Genomic DNA, 26,482 nt, shown 5'->3' with positions numbered 1-26,482 from the left:
CCGAAAAATTACGAAATTAAACAGGCTCATAGTAATAAAATATATTATAAAATCATAATGCGCTTGATTGCCTAGTAGGCAATAAGTGTTTTTCTGTTTTTTATGAGACAATTATGCTTTAGATAACATGCATGGTGTAGTTGAAATTCACAGATCATGTAGGGAGTACTATAATGGAGTTTTGATTTTATTCTGGAAGGATTTCGTGAGGTGGAGAGATTGTTATGGAGTAGCTATCCTTTGGAATCCATGTCTTAACTCTACATAATGGAGGAAGAATTGCTTGACTATGGGCAGATGCCCCTGATAGTGCAGTAATAGGAGGAGAATAAGATGAAAATAAAGCCCAGCTCGATTATTATGCCATTGCCACCTCGAAGATTAATCTCTGATAATGAAATAGTTTGGAGAGTTAAGTTGCCTGATGATTATAAAAGGTTTATCGAATTAAATAATGGAGGTATACCAGAAGAATTAGTCTTTAATTGTAATAACCGCTCTTACAAGCTAACTAGATTTCTTTGCATTCTTGAAGATCCAGAAGAAGCAGAATTAGGGATGTTCGATATAGATGTAACTTGGACGCAATTAGACGAAAGACTTACGGATGATGGTGATCTAATTGGAGTGGCTTTATTACCGATTGCAGTTTTATTTGCTGGTGATTTTCTTTGTTTAGACTTTCGAGAACCGAGAGAAAATCCGACAGTTTGTGTCTGGGATCATTCAAATTCCGGTGACTTTGATCCAGTATGCTATCATGTTGCAGATAGTTTTGAAGAGTTTATAAGCCTGCTTCGATAGCTATTTATCAAGTCAATAAAACAGTGTTTAGAAGTTAGATCTTTAGGTATCACGCCACAATACGAGCTAACCGCCGTGTGGTGGTTTCTTTATTTCCGCCGTAATAAGCTAAACAATACAAACATGCCAAGTGGCAGCTATTCAAAAATACCCCACCCAGTGCCGAATGAACCCAACATCAACCAATAGCACATCTAACCTATGTAATCCCCGTATGAAGATTTCTCCATTTCGGTTGTACGCGCATAAAACTTTAATTTTAACAGTAGGTTGATCATGGTCAGGCAGAACATCATCAACCTGTTTTTTTCTGTTGAACCTATGAATCATGTAACAGTGAACAACTGTCAAAAGAAACATCCCCCACAGTGCTTTCCACTGTGGGGGATGCATTCCTACGTTCAGCACTTTCGCACCTTCCATAAGAGGATGACTGCATGCTGCTGATATTGGAAACTCAGAAAATTATGTATTGATATATGTAGTTATTCTACTTCAACGATTATGTAATTGTGCTAACCGAATTCGAATTCGTAGTGTTCTTTGATTTCATCATTTTATGATATTCAAAAGTACCTGAGATCCCTTGCCAAAAGGCGAAGATCAAATAAAAGCTGAAAATGATAGAGCCGGCGTTTAATTGGTTTGGGGACCATACAACCTGGATCATTTTTGAAATGATAAATAAGCTGAACATCAAAATAGCGCATACTCGACTCTTCTTTTTGGCAACACCAAAAGCTAATATAACCAGAACTAGCGGGTCAATGTAATTCAACAAGGTGTCTACGGTGAAACCAGAGATGTAAATGTTAATTATGTGGAAGATCATAGTAAATGCGAATGAAATGCAAGCGGCAGCTATGCATTGATTGATCTTTCCTTCAATTTTGTTTGCAACGAATGGTAACAACTAAAATAACCTCCTTTCTATTCTGATTAAATACATCATTATCTAGTATATTATAACATTTTGTTACATATATTAACATTTCTATTCCATCAAATTCCCACTAAATAGATTAATAGTATATATGGGGTAAATAAAATGGTGATAATATCCGTTATAAATATGGAGTGGAATTAATGTAATAATATAGGATGTTGTGCTGGGAAAATCAAAAATATGGAAAGGAATAGGTATGAAACATGGATAATCATGAAACAAACGCAGAAGCGGATCTGCAAGTATACCACTTGGAGAATGGACGTGTTCTGGTGCACTACGAAAATATCCTGCTTGGAGGAGTAACGGCGGAGAAGGCACAATCTATAATGAATAAGCTGTTCGATGGCATGGAGGAGAAGGAATTTGTAGACCATACACAAGGACTGTCGATCCGTAAACTCTTCGTGTCGAAAATTGGTGATATTTCAAGCATCTCCACGACATTGAAGGGAGACACATCGGTAGTGCTGGCTTACCGAAAGGCAGTAACAGGACTAGTGGAGAGTTCGCGAATGGTGTTTAAAGAAGAGACAGAGAAGCAACGCTTTCTAACCGATTTTCATGAACTGGCAGGGCACGAGTTCACTCAGGAAGAGAAGGATAACAGTAGATTTGAGTCCGTAAGGCAGCCATTACTTTATTTGCTTCAAACCCTTGTATTTGGATTCGCGCTTGCTTATTTTGTATATTACTTGGAAACGGCAACGGAGTACTCTTTCCGGATTCCGGCTGTGCTCTATTTCGTGGTGGAAATTCTGCTTCAGTTCGGGTATAAGACAGTGTTTGTCATTGTCGGAGTGATTAACTTGATCATGCTCATAATGGTAGTTAGGAAATGGCTCGTTCCCTCTAAGCAACTCGTCATTCACCGTAGCAATACATTAAGTACATAAGTATCAATTGAACCCACCGATGATGTAAAGATCAGAGGCAACGGGTGCGTAGTTATTCATAAACATATGGTTCGACACGATTTTTAAATTGATTAATGAATAGGGACAGTGATACCTTGAGAGGGGTAGAGCTGTCTCTATTATTGTCAGGAGGAGATGTGATGAAACAGGAGACTATTCTGATTGTAGATGACGATCAGGATATTGTTGAATTTATAAGTGTATTACTGGCTAAGGAGCAATACCGAGCCATCCAAGCTTTTAATGCGCAGGATGCTTTAACATACCTGGAAAGTGAAGATATACAGTTGATTGTTCTGGACGTGATGATGCCAGAGATCGATGGGATTGAGCTTTGCCGGAGAATTAGGGAGAGTAAGCCGATCCCCATCATTATGTTAAGTGCACGGACTAGCGATATGGATAAAGTATTCGGTCTGGGGGCAGGTGCAGATGATTACATAAGCAAGCCGTTTAGCTCGATTGAATTAGTTGCCCGAATTAAAGCGCAGCTGCGCAGATATACCTATCTAAATAACAGAACCCAACCTGTAACGGATCATAAACTCACTATTCAAGAACTAACGATAGACCCTGCTGCACGGAGTGTTTCCCTTTATGGTAAGTCTGTGAAGTTGACGAAGACGGAGTATGACATTTTATTGCTGCTGGCTCAAAACCGGAACAGAGTATTCACGATGGAAGAAATTTATGAAAAGGTATGGAAGGAGCGCTATTTTTCAGGTAACAACAGTGTTATGGTTCACATTGCTCGGCTTCGCGAGAAAATCGACGATCATCTACGAGAATCCAAAATTATTAAGAATATATGGGGAGTGGGTTATAAAATTGAGGAGTAGCTGGGGAATGGGGATACGGTTAAAATTTTTCGTGATTTTTATATCTAGTATTGGGTTAGCTCTCATTAGTATTACTCTATTGCAGTCATTGTTGTCACAGAGTCTAAGGGGAGTGGATGTATCCCGTCTGGAAGAACAGTATTCTTTTTATTATGTCCTCGTGTTCATCCTGTTTACATCTATTTTCTACTATTTATTTTCTCATAAAACGATTAGAAGAATTGAGCATTTGAACACCTGTGTTAATGAAGTAGGACAAGGAAATTGGGACATTGAGATACATACATCTATAAATGATGAGATCGGTAACCTGGGTAGGCAGATGAATGCGATGGTGGCCAGTCTTAAGGAGCTAAGAGAGAAGGAACTGGCTGCTGATAATCTCAAAACGGAAATGATAGCGAATATCTCTCATGATCTAAGAACCCCGGTAACTTCTCTTCTCGGATATATTGAGCTGATGAAGGGGAACTTGAATGATTCGGTTACGGAGCGTGAGAAATATGTGCGGATTGCCGAGAGAAAATGCCTGGAACTGAAAAGTCTGATCTATGATTTATTAGATTACAGTACGATTAACTCACGGGAATATGTGCTCCAATTAGAAAAGGTAGAAATGAAAGAGCTGGTGCAGCAGGTGATGATTGACTTTGTACCGCAGCTTGAGGCCGCAAATATGAGTTTTCATATCGAGGCTCCCCGTGAGCCTCTGTTTATCTCCGTGGACGTGGGCTTAGTTGTCCGAATGCTGCAGAATATGATCAGTAACGCAATAACATATGGTCAGGATGAAAAAGGGCTCGAACTGCATTTGGCAAAAAACGACGATGAGATGGTGTTAACAGTCGTGAATTATGGAAGAGAAATACCGGCAGACGTTCTGCCTCATATTTTCGAACGGTTTTACAGGGAAGAGAAATCCAGAAGTGCAAATACAGGTGGAAAAGGCATGGGTCTCGCGATCTGTAGGAGCATTGCCATTATGCACGGAGGGGACATCACTGTTGAGAGTCATTCAGAATCAACGAGGTTCATGGTACGTCTTCCTTTAGGATCTTAATAAAGTTGTAAGGATTCCGTTTATTTGTCTTAATCCCTTTAGCCTATACTGAACAGAAATTCATGTTGAGGTGAGGTTAAAGTGATTTCAAATCGCGGTTTCAGACGCTTCCTGGCGTTAGTTATGATCGTTATGGTTTCCATCACAAGCATATCCTGCTTACCTATTGCTGCCTATGCAGAGAATGAAGAAAATCAAGAGCTGCACAGTAAAGTGGATGCGTATATGGAACAAACAATGGCTGATCAACATATTGCTGGTGCCACCCTTGTCATCGTAAAGGATGGTCAAATTGTGATGAAGCAAGGGTACGGCTATGCAGATATAGAAAATCAGAAGTTAGTCGACCCGAATGTCACCATGTTTCGAATCGGATCGGTAAGTAAAGTATTGACTGCGATTGCGGCTTTGCAGCAGGTAGAACAAGAAAGTCTAAGGTTGGATCAGGATGTTAATGCCTACCTTTCCGATTTTAAAGTCAACAATCCCTATACCACTCCACTCACATTGTCCCATCTGTTGACACATACAAGTGGTTTGAGCGAAAGGTTGGATGGCGTATACAGCGAGGTGTTAACAGAGGAACCTGTACCTCTATCACAAACGTTGAAACAGCATATGCCGGCAGTTGTTCGCCCTCCTGGTGAGGTTATACAGTATAGCAATTTTGGTTACGCCCTGGTGGGGCATTTAGTAGAACAAGCAAGCGGGGAACCGTTTGATCAATACGTGAAAGAGCATCTTTTTCAGCCGCTGGAGATGGACAACACCATCTACTCCATATCACCCGGAGAAAGTCGCGTGTCAAAAGGGTATTCATACGAGAATGGTAATTATGTCGTTGAACCTTATGGTAACATTTTAGTTCATCCGGCTGGTTCCATTGCATCAACGGCATCGGATATGGGAAATTTCCTACAATCACAACTACAGAATGGTACTTATAAAAATAAACAAATTCTCAATAGAGAAACAGCGCTGGATATTAGGAAAAGACAGTTCACTGTCCAGGAAACGATGCCTGGGTATGGATACGGTTACTATGAAAACTTCAAAAATCCCAAAATCCCTACACACGATGGGGACGTTGATACATTCACCAGTCAATTGTCTCTGTATCCTGAAGCTAACCTAGGTTATTTTATATCCTACAATACGCTGGATGATGGCAAACTGCGGGATGGAATCGAGAATGTCATTTATGGACATTATGGTGTGGGTTTGGATCAGGATACTTCGAGCATCGGGTTAGAGAATCCTTCTCAGGTTGAAGATATACATTCATATAATGGATCTTATGTGTTTGCACAACGACTAAAAGAGGGACCTTTAAAGAGCAGGGGATTATTTTTAAAAGTAAAAATAAAGGCGACCGATGATGGGACTATGAAGGTGCGTGCTTTTGATTCCAGCGTATCAGGAGAATATCGCCATGCCGGCGATCATCTATATATCAATGCGGACAATGGACGACGTTTATATCTCAAGCAAGATCTGGAGGGAAAGCATTACCTTATTATCAATCAAAAGGTACCGATGCAAACGTTGGAGAAACTTGATTCTATTGAGGCTTTTATGGAGGGGATCATCAGGCCATTTGTTTTTGGTATGGCGGTTATCGCGTTCCTGGTGGGGATTGTTCAATTTTTCAGAAGAAAACGTAAAGGCAACTTAGATGCTGCTGCCCGCCGAGCCAGGCAATCCTCTAATATGTTAAGTGTCCTGACGCTGGTATTGGGGATATGCATCATTCTCGTTATGCTTACCACAAGTGATTCATTTAGAGGGAATGTACTGGTTGCAGTGATGGTTATAAGTATTCTGATTCTCATAGCTCTAATTAGACTATCTATTTATTTGCTTAAAATGATACATCATAGGCAAATATCATGGCTTGGATGTATCTATTATACTCTATCCATGTTATCGGGCTGCGGAGCTTTAGTGTATGCGGCATTTTTGGATTTATATTAGATGAAGAGTTGTCCTTGGATAAGTCCTTGTTAGCAACTGCTCCATTGTCATGTAAATGTGTATTTTTTGCAGGATTAAGCGATTTCATAAATTACATATTGTTGAGAATAGATGTACGCTTCATAGGCGTATGATAACGGGCGGAGCCCTTATGGGTAAAGGGTTACTGCCGTTGTTGTGACAATGCAAAACTTACATATTTACGCTATGCCCTCATGTTGTCTACAATTTTGTTGTAAGCGCTAGCAAATAGCGCGGTTGGAAAAGTAATATTCGAAGGTACCATTCTCTTCGTATATTATAAAATCAACCTACAATAATAGAGAAACATCAAGAGGAGGAAATGGGTGTGCGTACAAAACAAAAGAAGGGCATAGCGATATTATTAGCTGCAATAATGACGCTTACGTTGCTCAGTGGTTGCGGTTCAGCTGCTAACAAGGATAACGGGGGAGCAGAGAAGAATACGAATACAGCTGCCATCAATAAAGAGGGATATCCCATTGTTAATGAACCTTTAACTCTTTCTATCATGGCTCCCGATATGGGGATTCAAAATTGGAAGGACATGCCTGTTATGCAGGAGATGGAGAAGCTAACAGGGATTAAGATCGAATACTTAAATGCACCGCGAGATAGCTTTGACACCAAGAAGAACCTAGTATTTGCAAGTGGGGATTATCCTGATATTTTCTTCGGGGCTAAATTGACTCAATCTGAAGAATTGAACTATGGAGGACAAGGTATCCTGCTTCCTCTTGAAGATTTGATTAATGAGTATGCACCTAACATCAAAAAAGTACTAGAGGATCATCCGGATATTCGTAAATCCATTACCGCGCCAGATGGACATATTTATTCTCTGCCTCGGATTGAGTTGTTCCAACCGTGGTACAGAAATCCAATGTGGTATAACAGCAAGCTGCTGAAAGCACTTGATGTGAAGGAAATTCCTCAAACGACAGAAGAATTGTATACGCTATTAAAACGTGTCAGAGACGAGGATCCTAACGGTAACGGTATTAAGGATGAAATTCCTCTTTCCTCTTCTAACGGTACAAATAAGTTAAGAGATATTCGTACTTGGATCCTTGGAGCTTTTGGGGCAAATGAAGAGGAAATCTATGTTGATGATCAGGAAAAAGTACACTATACACCAATGGAAGAGCCCTACAAGGCTTATCTAGCCTACATGAACAGACTATGGGATGAGAACCTTCTGGATCATGAATCCTTCTCACAAACAGACGATCAGAAGAAAGCGAAAATTAAAAACAATCAAGTGCTGTTGTTCTCTGAGTGGAATGCCTATATGGCTCTGGGAGGAGAACCTAGCACGGAGGATGTAATGTTTAGTCCTGTGAAGAGTGATATGGTTGATGCCCCGTCTATCGCTAGAAATAAAGGTTTTGCTACGGGCGCGTTTGCAATCTCCAACAGTAATCCGTCACCAGAAGCATCGATCCGCTGGGTTGATTATATGTATACTGATGAAGGGTCCATGTTGTTTAATAAAGGACCTGAAGGAACACTGTGGAAGTATACCGATGATAGCAAAACAAAAATTGAGTATCTGCCTGTTCCAGATGGAGGAGACAGAGAAGAATATCGTTCGAAGCTAACCCCTAACTATGGAGTAGCAACACCAATGGTAGTGCCTGATGAGCCCTCAAAAAATGAGTTTGACGAATGGGTTGCTAAGGAGTCACAAACCAAGCTGCTTGATCGTGGAGCGAAGGTTCCTTTCCCGGCTCTGTTCCTGACTGCTGAGGAATCCACAGAAGTGACGACATTACGCTCGGATTTGAGTACTTATGTTTCACAAATGGAAGCCAAGTTTGTTACAGGCCAGGAATCGTTGGATAATTGGGACAAATATGTAGATACCGTTAAGAAAATGGGCGGAGAACGTTTGGCCGAAGTATATCAAACGGCATATGATCGTTGGAAAAACAGCTAATCTGTTAGAACAGAAGGGGTGTCCGAAGCCGTGTAAATGGTTAGAGGACGCCCCTTCTTTTGCGTACTCTAATAAGGATCTGACAATGCCAAACAGCAAGCCTCCATACATCGGAGGCTTGCTGTCGTTAGCATGTTTGTGATTTTATGAGTAACTGCTCGACTATACGAGCCCTTTATCCATAGCTTTACAAATCAGTGTAGCAAAGAGACTGTTAGACCAAGCGAACCATTCCCGTGAGAAGTCCGAAGGGTCGTCAGGATGGAAGCCTTCATGCATATAACCCGTATCTGCATCCGTGTCGATCAAGGTTTGAATCAGTTCCTTGATCTCTTCATCATTATTGGAAGTGAGCGCCTGCATAGATAGTGCCATATGCCACACATAACCTCCTGGTGTATGCGGACTACCGATACCTTTGGCAAACTTGCCTTCGAAGTAGAACGGGTTATCAAAGCTAAGAGCAAACCGGCGTGTATTTTGATAGATGGGGTCATCTACTCCGGCATAGCCGATGTATGGGATCGTGAGCAGCCCTGGGGTGCCTGCATCATCCATGAGGCAGTAATTGCCGTATCCATCCGTTTCATAGGCATATATTTTGCCGTATTTCGGGTGGTCAACAATACCATAGGTACGGATGCCGAAATCAATTTCTTTGCGAAGCTTCTCCGCACGATCAGCCAATCTAGTATCATTGTAGATTTCCTTGGCAATTTCGATGATATGTCCGAGAATCACAACCGCAAACATATTGCCAGGGATATTGTAACCGAATAGATTAGCGTCATCGCTTGGACGGAAGGCAGACCAAGACATCCCCGTGTAATTGACAGGCAGACCACGCCCGTTGTTCTGCAAAGTCTCGGTTTCTTGTACCGTTTGACGGATAAAGTGATAAGGCGATTTCTGTTCATGATGCTGCTCCGTAATAAGTACATTAACAATGGAAGTTAACGCTTGGTAGCAAGAATCTGTGAAGACATCACGTTGTCCCGTCTCTTTCCAGTAGGAATAGAGAAGCTGGACCGGGAAGCAAAGAGAATCTATTTCGTATTTGCGTTCCCACATCCAAGGATTCAGATTGCAATCGTCCGTGGCTCTGTAATGCTTATCGTTCGCCGTTTCGTTAAAAGCATTCGTATATGGGTCGATATTGATGTAGAACATCTGACGGGCGATTAGGCCGGCAAGGATACGCTGCAAATCTTTATCTTCCTTGGCATAGGGAATGTAATGCCGTACTTGTTCGACGGAATCGCGCAGCCACATCGCCGGGATATCCCCAGTGAATACAAAAGTCGTGCCATCGTCAAGCAGTTTGGTTGTCGTCTCGAGTGTGTTAGGGAAACAGTTTCTGAACAACTTTTGGAGTTTGGGACGATGAGCGAGTCGCTCATCGGACGCATTCAGAAATTCTGAAATGGAAGCTGGTAGATTCATATCAAGTGATCCTCCTCATGATTCAATTCATTTATTTAATGGTTGCAGTGCATACGTGATGATCTGTGCTTTGCCGGCGGAGGCTTGCAGTTTACCTTCAGCAAGCTGGTTAAGGCCGTGTCTGCGTTCTAATATATCGCTGGAATAGACATTCTCCACCGGGAAGGAAGGCTCCAGTGTGAGTTCCTCGGATTGATGTGCCAGATTGTACCACCGAATGATCACATCTTCATGGTCCAGAGAGAGTTTAAATGCCGACAGAGCCAGTGAATGACCATTCCATTTTGCCAGTTGGTACGTAGAAGGCAGGGTTCCTTGCTTAGGTTCTGTTTGGGTGTGGAACCATGGAGACTGATACTGATAAGCCTCGGCAAAGGTCATGGATTCAATTACGTTTCCTGTATGCGGATAGATGGCAAACTCGACTGTGTGATCACCGAGACATTGTGCTTCCGGTGTAGGGAACACTCCCCAGTCTCCTAGCTCAGCTACACTGCGCAGTAACGTAACCGCTATCGTATTAAGCCCGTCGCGCAGCACTTCATACTCGTTAAGCCCCTTATTGGCAACGGTAAAACCCGACTTGCCGTCAGATACACTGACAAAAGCATGCTGATGCTGAGCATTGCTTGGATTAATCCACTCAGGTGCCGGAATAATATCGCGCTCCGCTGCCTCGAACACCGAATCCGCATGATGTGTCTTTGCTTCCAATCCTGTAGGAAACAGGACACGCAACCTGTGGTCTTTGGCCTGATTGTTAAATGAGGCCGATACCTGAACCCCTTTACCTGACTGCTCCAGGGTAAGTGTGGTGACGATTCTAAACGGCAGTGTTTCTTTCGAACGAGCAGCCTGACGCTTACGGAAAGGTACCATTTTGCGCTTTTCCTCTTCAAATAACGCATCGGCCGCGGCAGGTATTTCCCACTCATGTACAATTTCATAACGAATTCGGTAGGGCTCATTTTCGATAAGCGTAATTCGTGCAGGAACCCCCTTAGTGGTAAGCGCAATATCGCCATCTGGTTGCCTGAATACATATTCATTACCGATATCTCCGCAATCCTCATATCGACCTAGTCCCTTAAATGTTTGCTGGCTGCGTTTGTCCGTCACATCATAGGAACCGTCCTCATGAATGTGTACGGATATAAACTCATTGGCCATGCCATGGTCCAGAGCGACAAGGGAGCTATGGGGAGCTTGGGCTGACTTGGATGATGACGGCACCCAGGCGAAGGTTTTGAAGCCTAATGCCGGAACTTGTCCTGCTTCAAAGGTCAGGCGTATTTTACGGGCCATGTAAGGTCTGCGGAACTGATCTTTAGGCAGCTCATATCCGAACTGAACGCCTAAATCCTCGGCCTTGGCAGCAACGATGCGGCCGCTGTCATCGACTAGAGAACCTTCTTCCAAATGAAGCGGGAGCTCTGCAAGACGTTCGGCGATCGCCACAGGATTAGGACCTTCCTTGAAGTAGGATTTGGCGGCAATTAGTTCTACGCTCACCGTACCACTGCGATCCCACCCGGTCATGTTGAAGATGGTCACAGGCAGGGAATCTTCTCCCCAGGCTTCCACACCGGAAGTGTCGATCTGTCCCGCCACGGCCTGCAGGCTCTCCTCAATAATCGCTTCTGTAATATGTCTGCTCTTATCGAAGCGACCAATCATTTCACGATGGACTTCATCTACACTGCAGCCGCAAATGCTGTCGTGAGGGTGGTTCTGCATCAGTGTCTTCCAAGCATAGGTTAGCAATTGATGCGGATAGTCCTTGCCGCTGACAAGATGAGCAAGAGCAGCTAGCGGCTCTGCTCCCTTTTCCAGCAAGGTTTGGCCAACCTGATTGAGCTGCTTCAGATAGATGCGTGCCGAAGCCGTATTAACGAGTGTCCCCCAGCCGTCCGTATGCTGGCTGCGCAGCTCGCCTTCCACGGTCACCAAATCGGCAGGAAGCTGCTGCTTCAAGGCTGCCATATAGTTATCGAAGCTTGAATGAACGAAATCAACCTCAGGGTACAATGCCTTAGCTGTGTCTATGGCATCCCCTAGATCTTGTTGAACAGGTTGATGGTCGCAGCCATTCATAAACAGCAATTCTGAAGTTGAGGCGTATTTCCCGGCATCGGCCAAACGCTTGTCCCAGAAGATTTTAGCCTCTTCGGGGTCTACAGGCACCTCGTTTCCGTTACTGTACCAGTTAGCGAACAGCACCCCGACCACTTTGGACCCATCGGGGGAAGTCCAGAACATCTCGGAATAAGGAGACTCATAACTGGAGCTGATCGGATCGATGACCACATTGTCAAACCCAGTAGGTTTTACCCCGCGTCCAAACACAGCGGTATCGATGTCAGCTTGCTGCAGCAGCTGAGGTGCCTGGCCCATGTTACCGAAGGAATCCGGAAAATATCCCAGTTTTGAGATCACGCCATATTTAGCAGCGTCCTGATGTCCAATAAGCAGATTGCGGACATTGGCTTCCGAACTGGTCAGAAATTCGTCTTGAAGTACATACCAAGGGCCGATGATAATGCGTCCTTCGGTGATGTACTTTTCAAGCTGCTCTCTTTTTTCAGGATGCACTTGCAAATAGTCTTCAATAATAATCGTTTGTCCATCCAGGTGAAAGTACCGGTAGCGTTCATCTTGTTCTAGGGTTTCAAGCAGGTTATTCATTAATTCTACCAGCAGATAGTGATGGTGCTCGTAGGGCATGTACCATTCCCGATCCCAATGCGTATGGGAGATCAGGTGAGCCGTTGTACGGGTCATATAAAAAACCTCCTATGATCAAAGACATTCGTATGAAGGTTCACACATCTTGATCGAAATCTCAATATGTATCATTTGCACGCCGGAACAGGGGGATAAAAACTACACATCATCCATTCAGGAGATCAGCCTGAAATTGCATCTCATAATTATGTAAGCCCTTTTATAACAAGGTGTTGATGCCTTTCCGACTGACAATGCAGATTCTACATATTTACGGTGGCAGGCCCTATTCACTACAATTTTGATTGTAAGCGTTAGCAGCTAGAAAGATAGGCACACAGAGAAAGGAGAGGATATAGGAACATGAAGGACCATGGAAAAGCGACTGTGATGAACAGAAGAAAACTGCGTGGCGATTCGCTGACCGGTAGAATCACAAAAAATTGGGAGTTGTATCTATTTATTGCTCCGGCATTTTTATACTTCCTTATATTTCATTACGGACCGATGTACGGAATTCAAATTGCGTTCAAAAATTTCATTCCGACGAAAGGGATCATGGGAAGTGAATGGGTAGGATTTGAACATTTCGAGCGTTTTTTTAATTCCTATTATTTCTGGGATTTACTATGGAATACGCTAAGTCTCAGTTTTTACGAACTTGCTATAGGCTTCCCGCTTCCTATTCTATTGGCACTTGCTTTTAATGAAGTGAGGAACGGTGCCTTCAAAAAGACAGTACAAACGATTACCTATGCCCCACATTTTATTTCCATCGTTGTTATGTCAGGAATGATCATTACATTCTTGTCGCCTTCTACAGGGATGATTGTCAAAATGATTGAACTCGTGGGCATGGAGGCCCCAGCCTTTTTGACGGACCCTCGTTGGTTTAAGACCGTGTATGTATTATCCGGTGTATGGCAAAGTACGGGATGGGGAACGATCATTTATCTCGCAGCGCTATCAGGTGTGGACCCTCAGCTGCATGAAGCAGCAATTATGGATGGAGCGAGCCGATTTAAACGTGTCCTGCATATCAATCTGCCCACGATTATCCCGACCATTACAATTCTATTGATTCTGAATGTAGGGAATATTCTGGGAGTAGGCTACGAGAAGGTTCTCTTGCTGCAAAACCCACTGAATATGGATTCGGCAGATGTGATTTCAACATTTGTATACCGTACGGGTCTAGTGAGTGCACAATACAGCTTCTCCACAGCCGTTGGCTTGTTCAATTCGGTTATTAATGCCCTTATGCTCATTACGGTGAATAGAATTGCCAAACGTACAAGTGACACTAGCTTATGGTAAGAAGAAAGGAAGGAGGACCGCGATATGGTTGTTAAGGCAATTAAAGAATCCAAGACGGACAAGATATTTCTTCTCGCAAACTATATTTATTTGATAATAGCCTTTGTCATCGTTCTTTATCCCATCATCTATATTATTAGTGCATCTATAAGTGACCCCGCCTATGTGAGCTCCGGTAAAATGTGGCTGTTTCCCAAGGGGTTTACATTGAATGGTTATAAGCTGGTATTTGAGAATCCAAAAATTTGGACGGGTTATGGGAATACGATCCTCTATACTTTTTTGGGTACGATGCTCAACCTAGTGATTACCTTGCCGGCGGCTTATGCGCTAAGCCGATCGGATTTTGTTGGACGTAAGTTCTTTATGGGGATGTTCCTGGTGACGATGTTCTTTAACGGGGGACTCATTCCGACTTATCTAGTGGTCAAAGATTTAGGGCTGATTAATACGATGGGAGCCCTCATCCTGCCCGTGGCCGCATCCGTATATAACATCATTGTTGCCAGAACATTCTTTCAATCGAGTATTCCTAAAGAGCTCCAAGAGGCTGCTTATATCGACGGGTGTACGAATATCAAGCTGTTCCTGCGCATTGTGTTACCACTGTCCTCGCCCATCATAGCGGTTATGGCTTTATTCTATGGAGTGAGTCATTGGAACAGTTATTTCCCGGCTTTAATTTATCTCAATGATGAAGTGAAGTATCCTCTGCAAATGGTTCTGCGACAAATTCTGGTGCTTCAAGAAATGACAACAGAGACAACAGGCTCGGGTGTGAGCGGGGATATTGCTAAAGCCATGAATGATAAGGCTGAAATTGCATCGCTAGTCAAATATGCCGTTATTATCGTTTCGACGCTACCCATCATCGCCGTGTACCCATTCTTGCAGCGTTATTTTGTACAAGGCGTTATGATTGGGTCCGTGAAGGGCTAACCATTTGAGATTAGAGTTTATTCTTAGAGTATCCATGAAAAAAATTCAGGAGGCATATCATGAAAATTACAAGGCATCCCAATAACCCAATCGTCGTTCCTGGTGGCTATGAGTGGCGTAAAGTAACGGTATTTAATCCTGCTGTCATTATAGATAACGATAAATTTTACATGATTGAAAGAACCGCTGGCTCGCTTACTCCATGTAAGAATTTTCTGGGCTTGCTGGAGAGTGAAGATGGGGTGAACTTTACCCATGTTAAGGACGAGCCCATTGTGACTCCGGATATGCTGGGCTTTCCATATGGGAGTGTGCAGGACCCGCGGATTGTGAAAATAGACGACATCTTTTATATGAACTACGCATTGCGCCCTTGTGCCATGAGCTATTACCCTACAGGAGCAGGTGTGCCGGAACGCTCGATCCCTACGTATCCAGATGGGTGGGGGGAAGAAGAGGGGCATTGGTTAACTCGTTCTTCTATCCTTAAATCCACGAACCTGATCGATTGGGAGTTTGTAGCCGATACAACTCCGCTTGATATCAATGACCGGGACAATATTTTGTTCCCTGAGAAGATCAATGGTAAATTTGTGCTGCTGCGTCGTCCGGAGGAGTACATAGGGGAAGCCTATGGTACGGAGAAGGCTGCCATGTGGATTACTTATTCAGAGGATTTAATCCATTGGGAAGAGCCAAAGCTGTTGGCTAAGGCCGAGAATCTATCATGGGAATCGAGAAAGATTGGGGGATCAACGCCGCCGATCAGAACGGATAAGGGTTGGCTGGTGTTATATCATGGGGTAGACGAGGATATTGTATACCGGGTTGGAGCCATGTTATTAGATCTGGAGAACCCAGAGAAGATTATCGCAAGAACCAAAAACTTCATCATGGAGCCAGAAACCTATTATGAGAAATTCGGTTATCAAATTCCAAATGTCGTATTCCCTACAGGAAACGTTGTGAAGGATGGATTACTGTACATCTACTACGGAGTTACGGATACGGCAATTGCTCTTGCAACCGTTCCTTTGGACGAGCTGGTAGAATATATACTGAACGAACCGCAAGTATAATATAGCGAAGCAACCCAAAAAGCTTGAATCCCCGCGCACGAGGCGACGAGGATTCAAGCTTTTATTCGTTCTCTTGCGCCGCTGAAATCTCAGCGGCATTCAGCTTGCGATATTGTCCAGGCGTATAACCTGTTTCTTTCTTGAACTTCCGGATAAAGTTCGGGGCGTCCAAATACCCCACACGTTCAATGATTTCTTTAAGAGGAGCATCGGTATTAACAAGCAGCCGAATTACCTCCTCCATTCGTCTATGCCAAATATATTGCGAGAAATTACAGCCCATCTTCTCTTTGAAGCTGCGGCTAAGATACGAAAGAGAGACGGAATACTTTAGGGCGACATGCTCCAGGCTGAGTGTATAGTCAGCATATTTGAGATCCACATAGGCCACAATGTCATCTATTAATGAAGGCTGTTCAGTCTCCGTGTTAAGCTGCACCTGCTGACAGATAAGTGCTGTCATGGAGGTCAATTTGTTCTCCAGTTCTCCAAGCGTTTCAAAGTTGGAGTAGCTGGAGATGTTCGTGAACACTTCGTTAACTCCAAGCTCGGCGGCTGTGCGGATCAAGGCGTTCAGGAGATCGAAGCTGATACACCTCAGCAAGGATATCGGTAGTGATTCATCTTTAATCGTATCCATGATACTCGAGATCATTTGATCCGCTACGGATTCATTGCCTTGCTTCAGGCTCTGTTCCAGCTTCAGGATGGATTTCTTTGGAATCCAGAATGTTTCTGCCGTTGACAAGGTGATCTCGGATAAATGCTCAAAGTAGGTGACACGGCCGCTGGATCCCACCATACGGTTTTCCATTGCGGTTGCTGCCTCTATGAAGGACTGATTGATTCCGGCAAGATCACGATACACGGTCCCTACGCCGATGTATGGAATGATCTGAAAATTGTCAGTAACCATCATTTGAATGGTATCAATGATCTGCTCCATTTGCGTCTGAATATAAGCATCATCCACTGCTGGCATCGAGACCATAAGCGCGAATTGGTCTGTAGATGAGAACTCCACTCCGTAGACATACGTATTTAACTCCGGGAGTTCAAGCTCACCAAGCAATTCTTGCATGTGATGGCGAACTTTCCTGGACTCGTCACCCTCCGGCGGTTCATCCCAAGCTAATTTAACGGAGAAGTATTTTCCTGGCCCATGAGGGTACTCAAGTCCGGCATTCGCGATCATGTGCTCAATTTCCGGGTCATCAGGCTTACCATGCCTGAACAAGAGTAACAGGCATTGGTTTCGGACAAAAGGCTCCTGAGTATCGATTGTTGTACTGTAATTATGAATGGTCTGTTTGATCCAATCCCACTCGTTACGCGTCTTGGAGGTATCGACCTCTTTGTTTTTTAACTTGGTAAATTCAATTAAGTCCCTGATCGGGTGATATTGTCGTTTGGCTAAGAACATAGCTGCGACAATGCCTGTTAATACTGCAATACAAAACACCATAAAAATAAGGGTCTGGATATGAGCTACCCTACTGAAAAATTGATAGCTAGGCATCGTGATTACATAGGTCCAGTTATTCCAGGTTGATTTGACGGAAACAACAGAGTGCTGCTCTCCATCCAGATCCATGCTATGTATACCTGGCTCGAGCGAGGACAAGGTGCTAAGCACTTCTTTGTTTGAGCTTACTCCACGATTGTTGGAGGTAAGAACCTCGCCATCTTGATTGAAAATGTAGCTGCTGCCTGAAAAATCACTAAGAATCGAGTCCATGACACCCATCAGCTTGGCTTCACTCATCAAATACACCACAGTCCCGGTTGGATACGGGTCATTGGGTTTAATAGGAACGAGAAACGTAAGCAGGGGTTCCTTCCGAGAGTTAACGGTTACATTTTCAGCTGGGCGCATGATCGGCTGAGTAGATTCATTCAGATCACGGAATATAGCTTCTTTGTTCCAATTCTCGTAGTGATACATGTCGCCAAATACGACGTCCAGATCACTTAATCCACGGTAAGAGTAAATGATATGATCATCGTGATAATATAAGAATAAATCCTCAATTATGCTGCTGTTTGCCTTGTAACTGGCCAAAGTATTGATCGCCTCAAGACTATAGTACGGATTACGAACCATATAAGGCGTGAGATGTTGGTCGTAAGCTATTTTATTTGCGATTTCCTGTAGTTCGCTCATGCGGTCATCAATTGTCATTTTTACTTGGTTAAGCTGATTGACATTGGACTGTTCGATTTCAGATCGCAGGCTCGTGACTGCGTTTTCATAAATGAACATTGTGACGACGGTTAATGGAATGAGGAATATTAAGATGTAGGAAAAAGTATATTTGAGGAGTAATTTCGACTTGAATTGGTTTCCGAACATTCGGACCTTGGACCTAAAAGATGTCTTGAACATTAGCTTTGCCACGAATATGTTCCCTCCAATGAAGTGTGCCAACCCTAATTGATATAAGGTAACATGACCGTTTACCTATTATCTATTAAATTAATGTCCCTGTAAAGGTAGGCAGGTAGGCTAGTCTTGGCTTCAAATAAAGCATACAATATTGCCGCTTTATGAAAGGCACTATTGATAAATGTAGTGTTTAACCAAATTTTTTCTATTATTATAATTTTGATCCAAAATATGGTTATGCATTGAGAATATTTTATTGGAGGTTGTTTGAGTTGATGCATACAACCACGATACGATCAGAGTTGGATATACATTCTGAAGAAGAATGGATTAACTATTAACCAATTCGCAGACCTATCAAAAAATAACACTATTCAGTATACATATAAGTACAATCAGACGAGAAGAGATCTCCAGAAAGAACCTAAACGTCTGTTGTTTTTATATATTATATACTCCCATTTATTGCGTTCGGCTGTGTGCGATGAGCGGGGAGATTATGAACAGGCTTTACGATATGTAGCACTTTATTCAGATTTCAATTGGGTTCGGAAGAATACGGAGGAATCTCGTAGGATTATAGAGCAATATAAAATGTGGGCAACGGCAAATACGTATTTGTATCAACTGAAGTCAGGTCAGATTAATGTTTTGGATGATTATGTGTCTTATAATCGAATCGAAGGAAGATGAGATTCTGCCAGCATTGACTCAAATTCTCCGAGCTGCTAATAAATATCATATTGATGCAGATTATATTTTGCTTAAATTCCAACATAAAATATCTTCATTTACGGCGTTAAAAGGTCGGTCGGCAACAAGTGGGGGAGGATCGGTACACACACTTTTTGATAGAACTCGCCTCTTATCATATCAACAGACAAAGATATAAGGAGGCATTGGATACCTTATCAAATGGCTTGACTGTAGCTTTGGATATTCAGCATCCGTTAAACCACCACTTAGTGAATAATATAAACTTGTTACTGGAGGCTCATAAACCTATTACGTGACAGCTACTATAGCAATTAACATTGATTCATTGGATGGTGTGAATGAGATGGTAGGGACACAACGTGTGTATGTAAAAGGAAAGAGGATCTAAACAGCATTCATATTACATTTAAAAAGCCGGCCTCCTTTATAAGGAGGGCGGTTCTTTTTTTATGTAACTGACACTAGATGGGAGCATGCTATGGCTGTGTATTCTTGGTGCGTTACAACTCTTTGTTCGTAAAGTAGGGTCAAAAATATATGAAAGATAAATTTATAGAAAAGCTAATTTATGTGCGTTCTATGCTAGATTTATGAATTAATTGACAGGTGTTAAATTTATCTATACTATTACTGTTATTATAGTTTTATACTAAATTATGGTTGTTGTTAAAGCGAATATTCTTATTGGAGGTTGTTGAATTGATACACACAACCACGATACGATCAGAATTGGATATTTACTTGAAAAAAACTGGATTAACGATAAATCAATTTGCTGAGCAATCAAAGATCAACTCAGGAACGTTAAGTACAATTATCAACGGTAAGCGCCCCATTGCTATGCAACAATTAGACCGAATAGTTTCGGCTATGGGACTTCCTGAGGGTAGTTATTACGAGTTGTATGCTGATGAATGCTTTGCTTATCCGCTGAATTGGAGAAGATTGAAGCCGTTTCTGTTCCGATGTGCAGAACTGGACAAATTAGAGCTAATTCAGAGGGTGATTCGATATATGACGGATAACCTTACTTATGTTCCTTTGCTCTTTGACGCAGCAGAGGAGCTGTTTAATCAGGGGAAAAACACAGCAGCTGCAATTATCTACGAAGCTGTAGCCGAAAGTGAGAAATATCAACATTCAGAACGATTGGCTTTATGCCATTATCGATTGTTTACAATCTCGCTAAATCAAGATCAGGAACTAAATCTTCGGGCAGCCACCAAATTTGAGGGTTTCGTCGAACGCTTAGATGAAGTGGATCAGCTAGATGCGTTGAAGGACTTAGCTAATACTTATTTATCACTTCGGCAATGGGACAAGGTCGATGAAATGGCAGAAGAAATGGGCAAAAAGGCAACTATCCAATACAATCTAATATTTAATCAGACCAGCAGGTTTGATAAGGATCTACATAAAAAGCCCAAACGACCATTATTTTTGTATATTATATATTCTTACTTACTGCGTTCAGCTGTTTGTGACGAACAAGGTGATTATGAACAAGCGTTAAGTTATGTTTCATTATATTCAGATTTGAGTTGGGTTAGAGAAGATTCGGAAGAGGCACTTCGTCTCAAACAGGAATTTGCTATGCTTGCTGAGATAAATACATGTTTATATCAACTTATGATGGGGCAAGTTGAAGTACTGCCACAGTATATAAATTATATTGAATTAAGAGAGGCAGAAATTCTTCCGGCACTAATTAAAATTGTCCAAGCTGCTAACACATATAATATTGATATAGATAATATACTGGAGAAATTTGAAAGCCAGATTTCAGCATTAGCAGTTAAACAGGCCGATATCGGTACATATACCGATCAAGTTACAGCTGATCGATATACTCGTTTCTTAAGCGGGTTATCTCTTTATTATTTGCGTAATCAGCGATATGATATAGGTATAAACACATTGTTAAATAGTTTGGTATCGGCTATGGAAATTCATAATGAGCGGTCTATTCTTTATTGTGTAAAAATGTTTGAGAAATTCAGAGATGTTACCTCAATTGAAGCGAAATATAGATATAAAATTCTAATTAGCGAGGTGCCTATGTAATGAACAGAAAAGTTAGGCTGCTGTTAGTTACTTTAATTGTTACTATATTTATTAACATACCTTTACATACTACTCAGTCAAACCTTCCTATTCAGCCAAATCCTCCTATTCAGACGTATACTCATGGGAGCGGAGGATATTGATTTAGAGTAGTTCCTGCATATGACGGAGAAGCAGAACAGACCAAATTTCAGCCACTCTTAAAACAAAACCACTCGCTTAACTAGAAGAACCGACTCCCGCTATTCGGCGGGGGCCGGTTCATTTTTATTGTAGACATGATCAGAGAAACCGTGTGCATTAGACCCAATCAACCTCACGAATGATTCAATCGCTCATACAGAAAATCAACCACATGCTGCACTTCCATGGCTTCGCCACAGCCGTGCTTGTCTACGCCGAGCTTCATCTGCATCAGGCATCCCGGATTGCTGGTCAGAAGGTATCTGGCTCCAGTCGCATTCACGTTCTCCATCTTATGTTCCAGAATCTGACCGGCCATCTCCGGCTGGGTCACATTGTATATACCTGCTGAGCCGCAGCAACGGTCGGCTTCCTTCATCTCCTGGAAGGTAACATTGCCTACTTGGCTTATCAGCTGTCTGGGTTCCGACCCGCTGCGCATGACATTTCGTAAATGGCATGAATCCTGATAGGTCACAACAACAGGTTCAGATGATGAAGACGCGTCATCTCTGAAGGCGGGTATTCTGCCGTGCTCCACCAGCAGCTTGCTGATATCCACGACACGGCTAGCAAACCAGGCAGACTGTTCCCTCCAAGATTCGTCCTCATGAAGCAGATGATCATATTCCACCAGGAGGGCGCCACAGCCGCCCGCATTGGATACGATGTAGTCCACGTTCATCTCCTTGAATACCTTCACATTAATTCTCGCAAGATCTCTGGCGAGATCCATTTCCCCGCTGTGGGCATGGAGAGCACCGCAGCAAACCTGCTCTGGAGGTATGACAACCTCGAATCCCGCTTCAGCCAGCAGCTTTACGGTATTGACGTTTGTGCCGGCGAACATGACATCCATGATGCAGCCTCTGAATAGAGCGACACGCGCGATTGGAGTCCCCTTCGCAGGGTAGACGGTTCCCAGCTGTTCGATTACGCCCTGAGCTGTAGCATCGGGTAAAATTCGCTCCATATCCTGCAGATGCTTGGGGAAGAGCTTCATCATCCCCGATCCTCTCGCCACGCGCCGCAGCCCTGATTGTTGATAGAATTTCATCGTTCTGCCCAGTGACTTCAGACGGCTGCGATGAGGGAAGACTCCCTTGAAGAAGAGCTTGCGCATCCCCTTCACGGGGAGCGAATGAATCGAATGATCCTCAAGCGCGTCTCGCGCCTGCTCGATCAGCTGGCCGTATTTGACATCTGCCGGACATACCGGTTCACAGGCTCTGCAGCCGAGGCAATGATTCATCTGATCGCGGAACATGTCATCCGGCTCCATAAGCCCGTCGGCCACAGCCTTCATTAAGGCGATGCGTCCGCGAGGAGACTCCGGCTCCACGCCGGTTTCCCTGAACGTCGGGCAGGCCGGGAGGCAAAAGCCGCAGCGCATGCAGTTGGTTAGTTGATCATAATCGAGCTTCTCCAGCAAGGCTTGCGCCAAGGGGGTGGTATGATTGATTTGTGGTTTCTTTCCCGTATTCACCTTGCTAGCCATGTTGTAACACCACCCTTTTCCGCGTTTCCTTCGCAAACACCTTGCCCGGATTTAATATATGTTCTGGATCGAATACATCCTTGATTCCTTTCATGAGAGAAATGCCGGGGGCTCCAACTTTCCACTCAAGGTACGGTGCCTTTACGATGCCCACCCCGTGCTCGCCGGTGATGGTACCGCCCAGTTCCAGAGCCGCCGCAAAAATGTCCTCAAAGGCTTGCTCAACTCTATGAATTTCTTCAGGATCCCGCGCATCTGTTGTTGCTGTAGGATGCAGATTGCCGTCACCGGCATGGCCGAAGGTGGCAATTGTGACGTTGTATTTGGTAGCAATCTCGTTGATGCGGAGCACCATATCAGCAATTTTGGAGCGGGGAACGGTGGCATCTTCCAGTATGGTTGTCGGTCGAAGCCGGGCCAGCGCGGTAAAGGCGCTCCTTCTTGCCGTCAGCAGCCGCTCCGCTTGCTCGCGGGTCTCTGCTACTTGCACGCTATCTGCTTGCTCACGCATGCAGATTTGCCGAATTTGCTCGATATCTCTTTCCACGCTTTCCGGATCACCGTCCTGCTCGATCAGCAGGATGGCCTCCATGTCCAGAGGAAGCCCGAGTTTGGCAAAATCATCGACGACACGAATCGTCGGATTATCCATGAATTCAAGCGTCGCCGGAATGATCTTCGATTCGATGATCGCGGATACGGTCCGTGCCGCTCCATATAGATCGCGGAACATCGTGAGCATCGTCATTTTGCTCTGCGGTGGGGGAATCAGCTTCAAAGTTGCCTCGGTGATGACCGCCAGCGTGCCTTCGGACCCAACCAACAGCTTGGTTAGATCATATCCGGCCACGTCTTTCATCAGCTTGCCGCCGGTGCGAATGATCTCACCGCTGGCCAGCACGGCTTCCAGCCCGAGCACATAGTCCTTGGTCGTGCCGTATTTCAGGCCGCGCAGCCCGCCCGAGCATTCGGCGATATTGCCGCCGATTGTTGAGATGCGCATGCTGCTCGGATCTGGGGGATAGAAGAGACCCAACGCCTCAATGTGATTTATAAAATCAGCCGTGATCAGGCCGGGTTGGACTGTAGCCGTCAAATTTTCCATATCCAGCTCCAGTATCTGATTCATCCGGTGCATCACCATGACGACTCCGCCTTCAACCGGAACGGTTCCGCCGCATAAATTGGAGCCGGACCCTCTGGATACCAGTGGCACTTTGTATGTGGATAACGCCTTCATAATCGCAGAAACCTGCTCGGTGTTAGCCGGGTAGACTACAGCATCCGGCATAGCTTGCAGCATAGGGGTTCCGTCATAGGAATGAGCGATAAGTGCTTCTGGATCATCCCGGAAGTGGGCATGCCCTACGATGTCACGAAGCTGTGCGATGAGAGCCGGTTCTAACATATTCGAAATCCCTCCTAATTGATCAGGTCATCTGATGACTTTTGTTTTATTATATGACATGATTATAGTAATGAATAGTACAAAAATAGAATCAGGAGGCAAGTGGACCATGCGAACGATCAAAGTGGAGCACCAGAAAGGGCACGAAATCGTGGGGGAACATCTTCTTCAGCAAATCCGGGAAGGACAGCTTGAACCAGGGCAAAAGCTGCCTTCCGTCGTCGAATTAGCTGAAGCGTATGGCGTAGGGAGATCCACGATTCGCGAGGCGGTAAGTGCCCTGAAGGCCATGGGATGGGTTGATGTGCGCCAGGGAGGCGGTACCTACGTGAAGTCCGTGCTTCCAAGTGAACCCCGAAGCGGCGCCGACTTGCTGTTCCAAGGAGCTGAATCTCTGGTAGAACTGCTTGAAGTCCGCAAGGTGCTGGAATCGGGTGCTGCATCCCTGGCGGCGGAACGCCGAACGGAGCAGGATCTGGAACGTATGCGAGATGCCCTCTCGCTCATGGAGCATGGGCTGAACGTGAACGATACCGCGGAAGGCGAACGGGCAGATGTCGCTTTTCATATGGCTATAGCGGCTGCCTCGGGCAACTCACTCCTCATTCAGATGATGGAGTCACTGTCCGACCGTTTAAATGCATCTATACAGAAAAGCCGGGAGTTATGGTTCTATAAGGAACAGTCCACTGCTTCCCGGTTATTGAAAGAGCACCAAGCGATATTTGCAGCCATTGAGCAGCAGGACAAAGAGTTAGCCGGCGCCGGAATCGCTGCTCATCTGACTAAGGTTGAGCAGGTACTTCGGGCGGCATTGGAGAAGGAAAGCGATAGCAGGAAAGATTGAGACTTAGCGGCCATGGAACTAAAAAAGGGTTAGGCAGTGGGCATGTGCGCCCCTTCTGCTTAACCCTTTTGTTAATATCATCATTATCCATACAAATACGACTTCACATCCGGTCCGATATAGGCTCGCCATATGACCAGATTGTAAGGATCGTCCCAATCGATATTTTGCGGCTCCTCGAACATGCGGTGCAGGCGATTATTGTTGAAGATGATCGAGCCCTGTTGATCAAAAGCTACCCCGTCCACCCACAGCATTCTATCGTCGGACAGCAGTTTGTTGAATGTGCGTGTACAGGGATCATAGCAGCCGATGCCCTTGCCTTCGAGCATGGTATAGAATACATGTCCTTTATTGTCGGCATGCATGCTGTCGGTGGTCGTTCCTTTGCTGCCCAGGACCTGCACGGAATCTCGGATGACGGAATCGGGAATATTGAAGTCTCGCAGCAGCCTTGTATGGATAGCGTAGAGATTGCGCCCTGTTAACTGGCAGTAATAGAGCGTTTCGCGATCCGCGGAGAGCGCAATACCGTCTGCGCCAACCCGAATCGGCTTGTTGCGGTATACCGGTTCGGTATCAATTTCAAAACGGAAGCGGGGCACGTCCTGCGTACTATAATGGCTGTCCAGGGCACGCCGGAAGGTTCTTGTGCGCATATGGTACACGATGATCCCGCCATACAGCGTATGGTCCGGCCAGCCTGAGCCTGAATCGGTGATATAGGCGTAGCCGTTTCGATTATCCACCACGATGTCATTTAGAAACGACGTTCGGGGCGGCGCGATATCGTCCGGTATGATAATGGAATCGATCAGGCGGTTGGTGTTCAAATCCCAGATCACCAGCTTTTGCGAGCCTTCGGGAGATGTGTTGTAAGCAATTTTGCCCTGATCCACAATCCACATCCGGTTATGTTCATCGATCTCATAACCGAGGACGGATTGCAGCGCCCGTACATCCCCTGGTAAGTTCCACTTCCAGCTTGGAAAAGCATCCAGCACGGGCTTGCCATTCACCATGACAATGGTATTGAGTGTAGCCGGAACGCCCTCGGCCCAGCGCGGAACTGATACATAGAAGCGGCCCAGCCGATCGACCTTGACCCCTGCGGGCATGCAGTGCTTCCAAGCCTCGCGTTCCTCGAACCGCTGTTTCATGGCAGGATGCGGGAAGTTCCAGTCCAGACGGCTCCAATGGAACAGCATCTGGTATGGGCTTGAGGGCGTCCTGCTGCTTTGCCTGAACGGAAGGGGAGCGGCTTGCCGCTCTCGACTCTTCAGGGAATGATACGGAATATCCATATAAACATGACCTCCGATACATGTTCAGTTCATCCGACTGGGCAGCTCCCATCATGCATGTGACAGAGCTCCT

General features: G+C 44.5%; 17 protein-coding genes. 11 read left to right on the top strand and 6 right to left on the bottom strand.

Features of this window, described 5'->3' with window-relative positions; translation table 11 throughout:
• The first annotated feature begins 333 nt into the window (after positions 1-333).
• The 6 genes from ABEQ74_RS23515 (at position 334) to ABEQ74_RS23490 (ending at position 8,500) form a co-directional block, all read left to right on the top strand.
• On the top strand, positions 334-804 hold the full coding sequence (locus ABEQ74_RS23515; RefSeq protein WP_430124602.1) for an SMI1/KNR4 family protein: 471 nt from the start codon (positions 334-336) through the stop codon (positions 802-804).
• Positions 805-1,953: 1,149 nt separating this feature from the next.
• On the top strand, positions 1,954-2,646 hold the full coding sequence (locus ABEQ74_RS23510; protein WP_430124601.1) for a hypothetical protein: 693 nt from the start codon (positions 1,954-1,956) through the stop codon (positions 2,644-2,646).
• A 161-nt stretch (positions 2,647-2,807) separates the two neighbouring features.
• A complete protein-coding gene (locus ABEQ74_RS23505; protein WP_430124599.1) occupies positions 2,808-3,506 on the top strand; it encodes a response regulator transcription factor in 699 nt (232 codons plus the stop codon).
• 112 nt (positions 3,507-3,618) lie between these two features.
• Positions 3,619-4,566, top strand: a complete 948-nt coding sequence (locus tag ABEQ74_RS23500; RefSeq protein WP_430124598.1) for a sensor histidine kinase — start codon at positions 3,619-3,621, stop codon at positions 4,564-4,566.
• An 81-nt stretch (positions 4,567-4,647) separates the two neighbouring features.
• Positions 4,648-6,540, top strand: a complete 1,893-nt coding sequence (locus tag ABEQ74_RS23495; RefSeq protein WP_430124596.1) for a serine hydrolase domain-containing protein — start codon at positions 4,648-4,650, stop codon at positions 6,538-6,540.
• 343 nt (positions 6,541-6,883) lie between these two features.
• Positions 6,884-8,500 carry an extracellular solute-binding protein gene (locus ABEQ74_RS23490; RefSeq protein ID WP_430124594.1) on the top strand — a complete coding sequence of 539 codons (1,617 nt, stop codon included), beginning with the start codon at positions 6,884-6,886 and terminating at the stop codon, positions 8,498-8,500.
• A gap of 162 nt (positions 8,501-8,662) precedes the next feature.
• On the opposite strand, the gene ABEQ74_RS23485 is transcribed toward ABEQ74_RS23490, so the two are convergent.
• Positions 8,663-9,943, bottom strand: coding sequence for a glycoside hydrolase family 125 protein (locus tag ABEQ74_RS23485; RefSeq protein ID WP_430124593.1), 1,281 nt, complete (start codon positions 9,941-9,943; stop codon positions 8,663-8,665).
• A gap of 27 nt (positions 9,944-9,970) precedes the next feature.
• Positions 9,971-12,724, bottom strand: a complete 2,754-nt coding sequence (locus ABEQ74_RS23480) for an alpha-mannosidase (protein WP_430124592.1) — start codon at positions 12,722-12,724, stop codon at positions 9,971-9,973.
• A gap of 333 nt (positions 12,725-13,057) precedes the next feature.
• Between ABEQ74_RS23480 and ABEQ74_RS23475 the strand changes: the two genes are divergently transcribed.
• Genes ABEQ74_RS23475 through ABEQ74_RS23465 form a run of 3 tightly spaced genes read left to right on the top strand, consistent with a single transcriptional unit; the run spans position 13,058 to position 16,002 of the window.
• Positions 13,058-13,984: an ABC transporter permease subunit gene (locus ABEQ74_RS23475; RefSeq protein WP_321178645.1), complete on the top strand. Its 927-nt coding sequence runs from the start codon at positions 13,058-13,060 to the stop codon at positions 13,982-13,984.
• A 24-nt stretch (positions 13,985-14,008) separates the two neighbouring features.
• Entirely contained in the window at positions 14,009-14,923 is a 915-nt protein-coding gene (locus ABEQ74_RS23470) for a carbohydrate ABC transporter permease (RefSeq protein ID WP_430124591.1), read from the top strand.
• Positions 14,924-14,982: 59 nt separating this feature from the next.
• Positions 14,983-16,002, top strand: a complete 1,020-nt coding sequence (locus ABEQ74_RS23465; RefSeq protein WP_430124590.1) for a glycosidase — start codon at positions 14,983-14,985, stop codon at positions 16,000-16,002.
• 61 nt (positions 16,003-16,063) lie between these two features.
• Here the strand turns inward: ABEQ74_RS23465 and ABEQ74_RS23460 are convergent, their stop codons facing one another.
• A complete protein-coding gene (locus ABEQ74_RS23460; protein ID WP_430124589.1) occupies positions 16,064-18,400 on the bottom strand; it encodes a helix-turn-helix domain-containing protein in 2,337 nt (778 codons plus the stop codon).
• Positions 18,401-19,804: 1,404 nt separating this feature from the next.
• Here ABEQ74_RS23460 and ABEQ74_RS23455 point away from each other — a divergent pair.
• Positions 19,805-21,169, top strand: a complete 1,365-nt coding sequence (locus tag ABEQ74_RS23455; protein ID WP_430124587.1) for a helix-turn-helix domain-containing protein — start codon at positions 19,805-19,807, stop codon at positions 21,167-21,169.
• A 316-nt stretch (positions 21,170-21,485) separates the two neighbouring features.
• Here ABEQ74_RS23455 and ABEQ74_RS23450 read toward each other — a convergent pair whose 3' ends face one another.
• Together ABEQ74_RS23450 and ABEQ74_RS23445 are read right to left on the bottom strand one after the other, a co-directional pair.
• Positions 21,486-22,850 (bottom strand): (Fe-S)-binding protein, encoded by a 1,365-nt coding sequence (locus ABEQ74_RS23450; RefSeq protein WP_430124586.1) that lies wholly within the window; start codon positions 22,848-22,850, stop codon positions 21,486-21,488.
• Complete coding sequence (locus tag ABEQ74_RS23445; RefSeq protein WP_430124585.1) at positions 22,843-24,258, bottom strand: FAD-binding oxidoreductase; 1,416 nt, start codon at positions 24,256-24,258, stop codon at positions 22,843-22,845. The genes ABEQ74_RS23450 and ABEQ74_RS23445 overlap by 8 nt, the downstream gene beginning before the upstream one ends.
• Positions 24,259-24,367: 109 nt before the next feature.
• Between ABEQ74_RS23445 and ABEQ74_RS23440 the strand changes: the two genes are divergently transcribed.
• Positions 24,368-25,105: a FadR/GntR family transcriptional regulator gene (locus ABEQ74_RS23440; RefSeq protein WP_430124584.1), complete on the top strand. Its 738-nt coding sequence runs from the start codon at positions 24,368-24,370 to the stop codon at positions 25,103-25,105.
• 83 nt (positions 25,106-25,188) lie between these two features.
• Here the strand turns inward: ABEQ74_RS23440 and ABEQ74_RS23435 are convergent, their stop codons facing one another.
• Positions 25,189-26,409 (bottom strand): L-dopachrome tautomerase-related protein, encoded by a 1,221-nt coding sequence (locus ABEQ74_RS23435; RefSeq protein WP_430124583.1) that lies wholly within the window; start codon positions 26,407-26,409, stop codon positions 25,189-25,191.
• Positions 26,410-26,482 lie beyond the last annotated feature (73 nt).

The organism is Paenibacillus solani (assembly GCF_050475945.1).
Taxonomy (GTDB): domain Bacteria; phylum Bacillota; class Bacilli; order Paenibacillales; family Paenibacillaceae; genus Paenibacillus_AQ; species Paenibacillus_AQ solani_A.
Note: the sequence above shows the minus strand (reverse complement) of the source record. Positions and strands in the feature narration are given on the sequence as shown.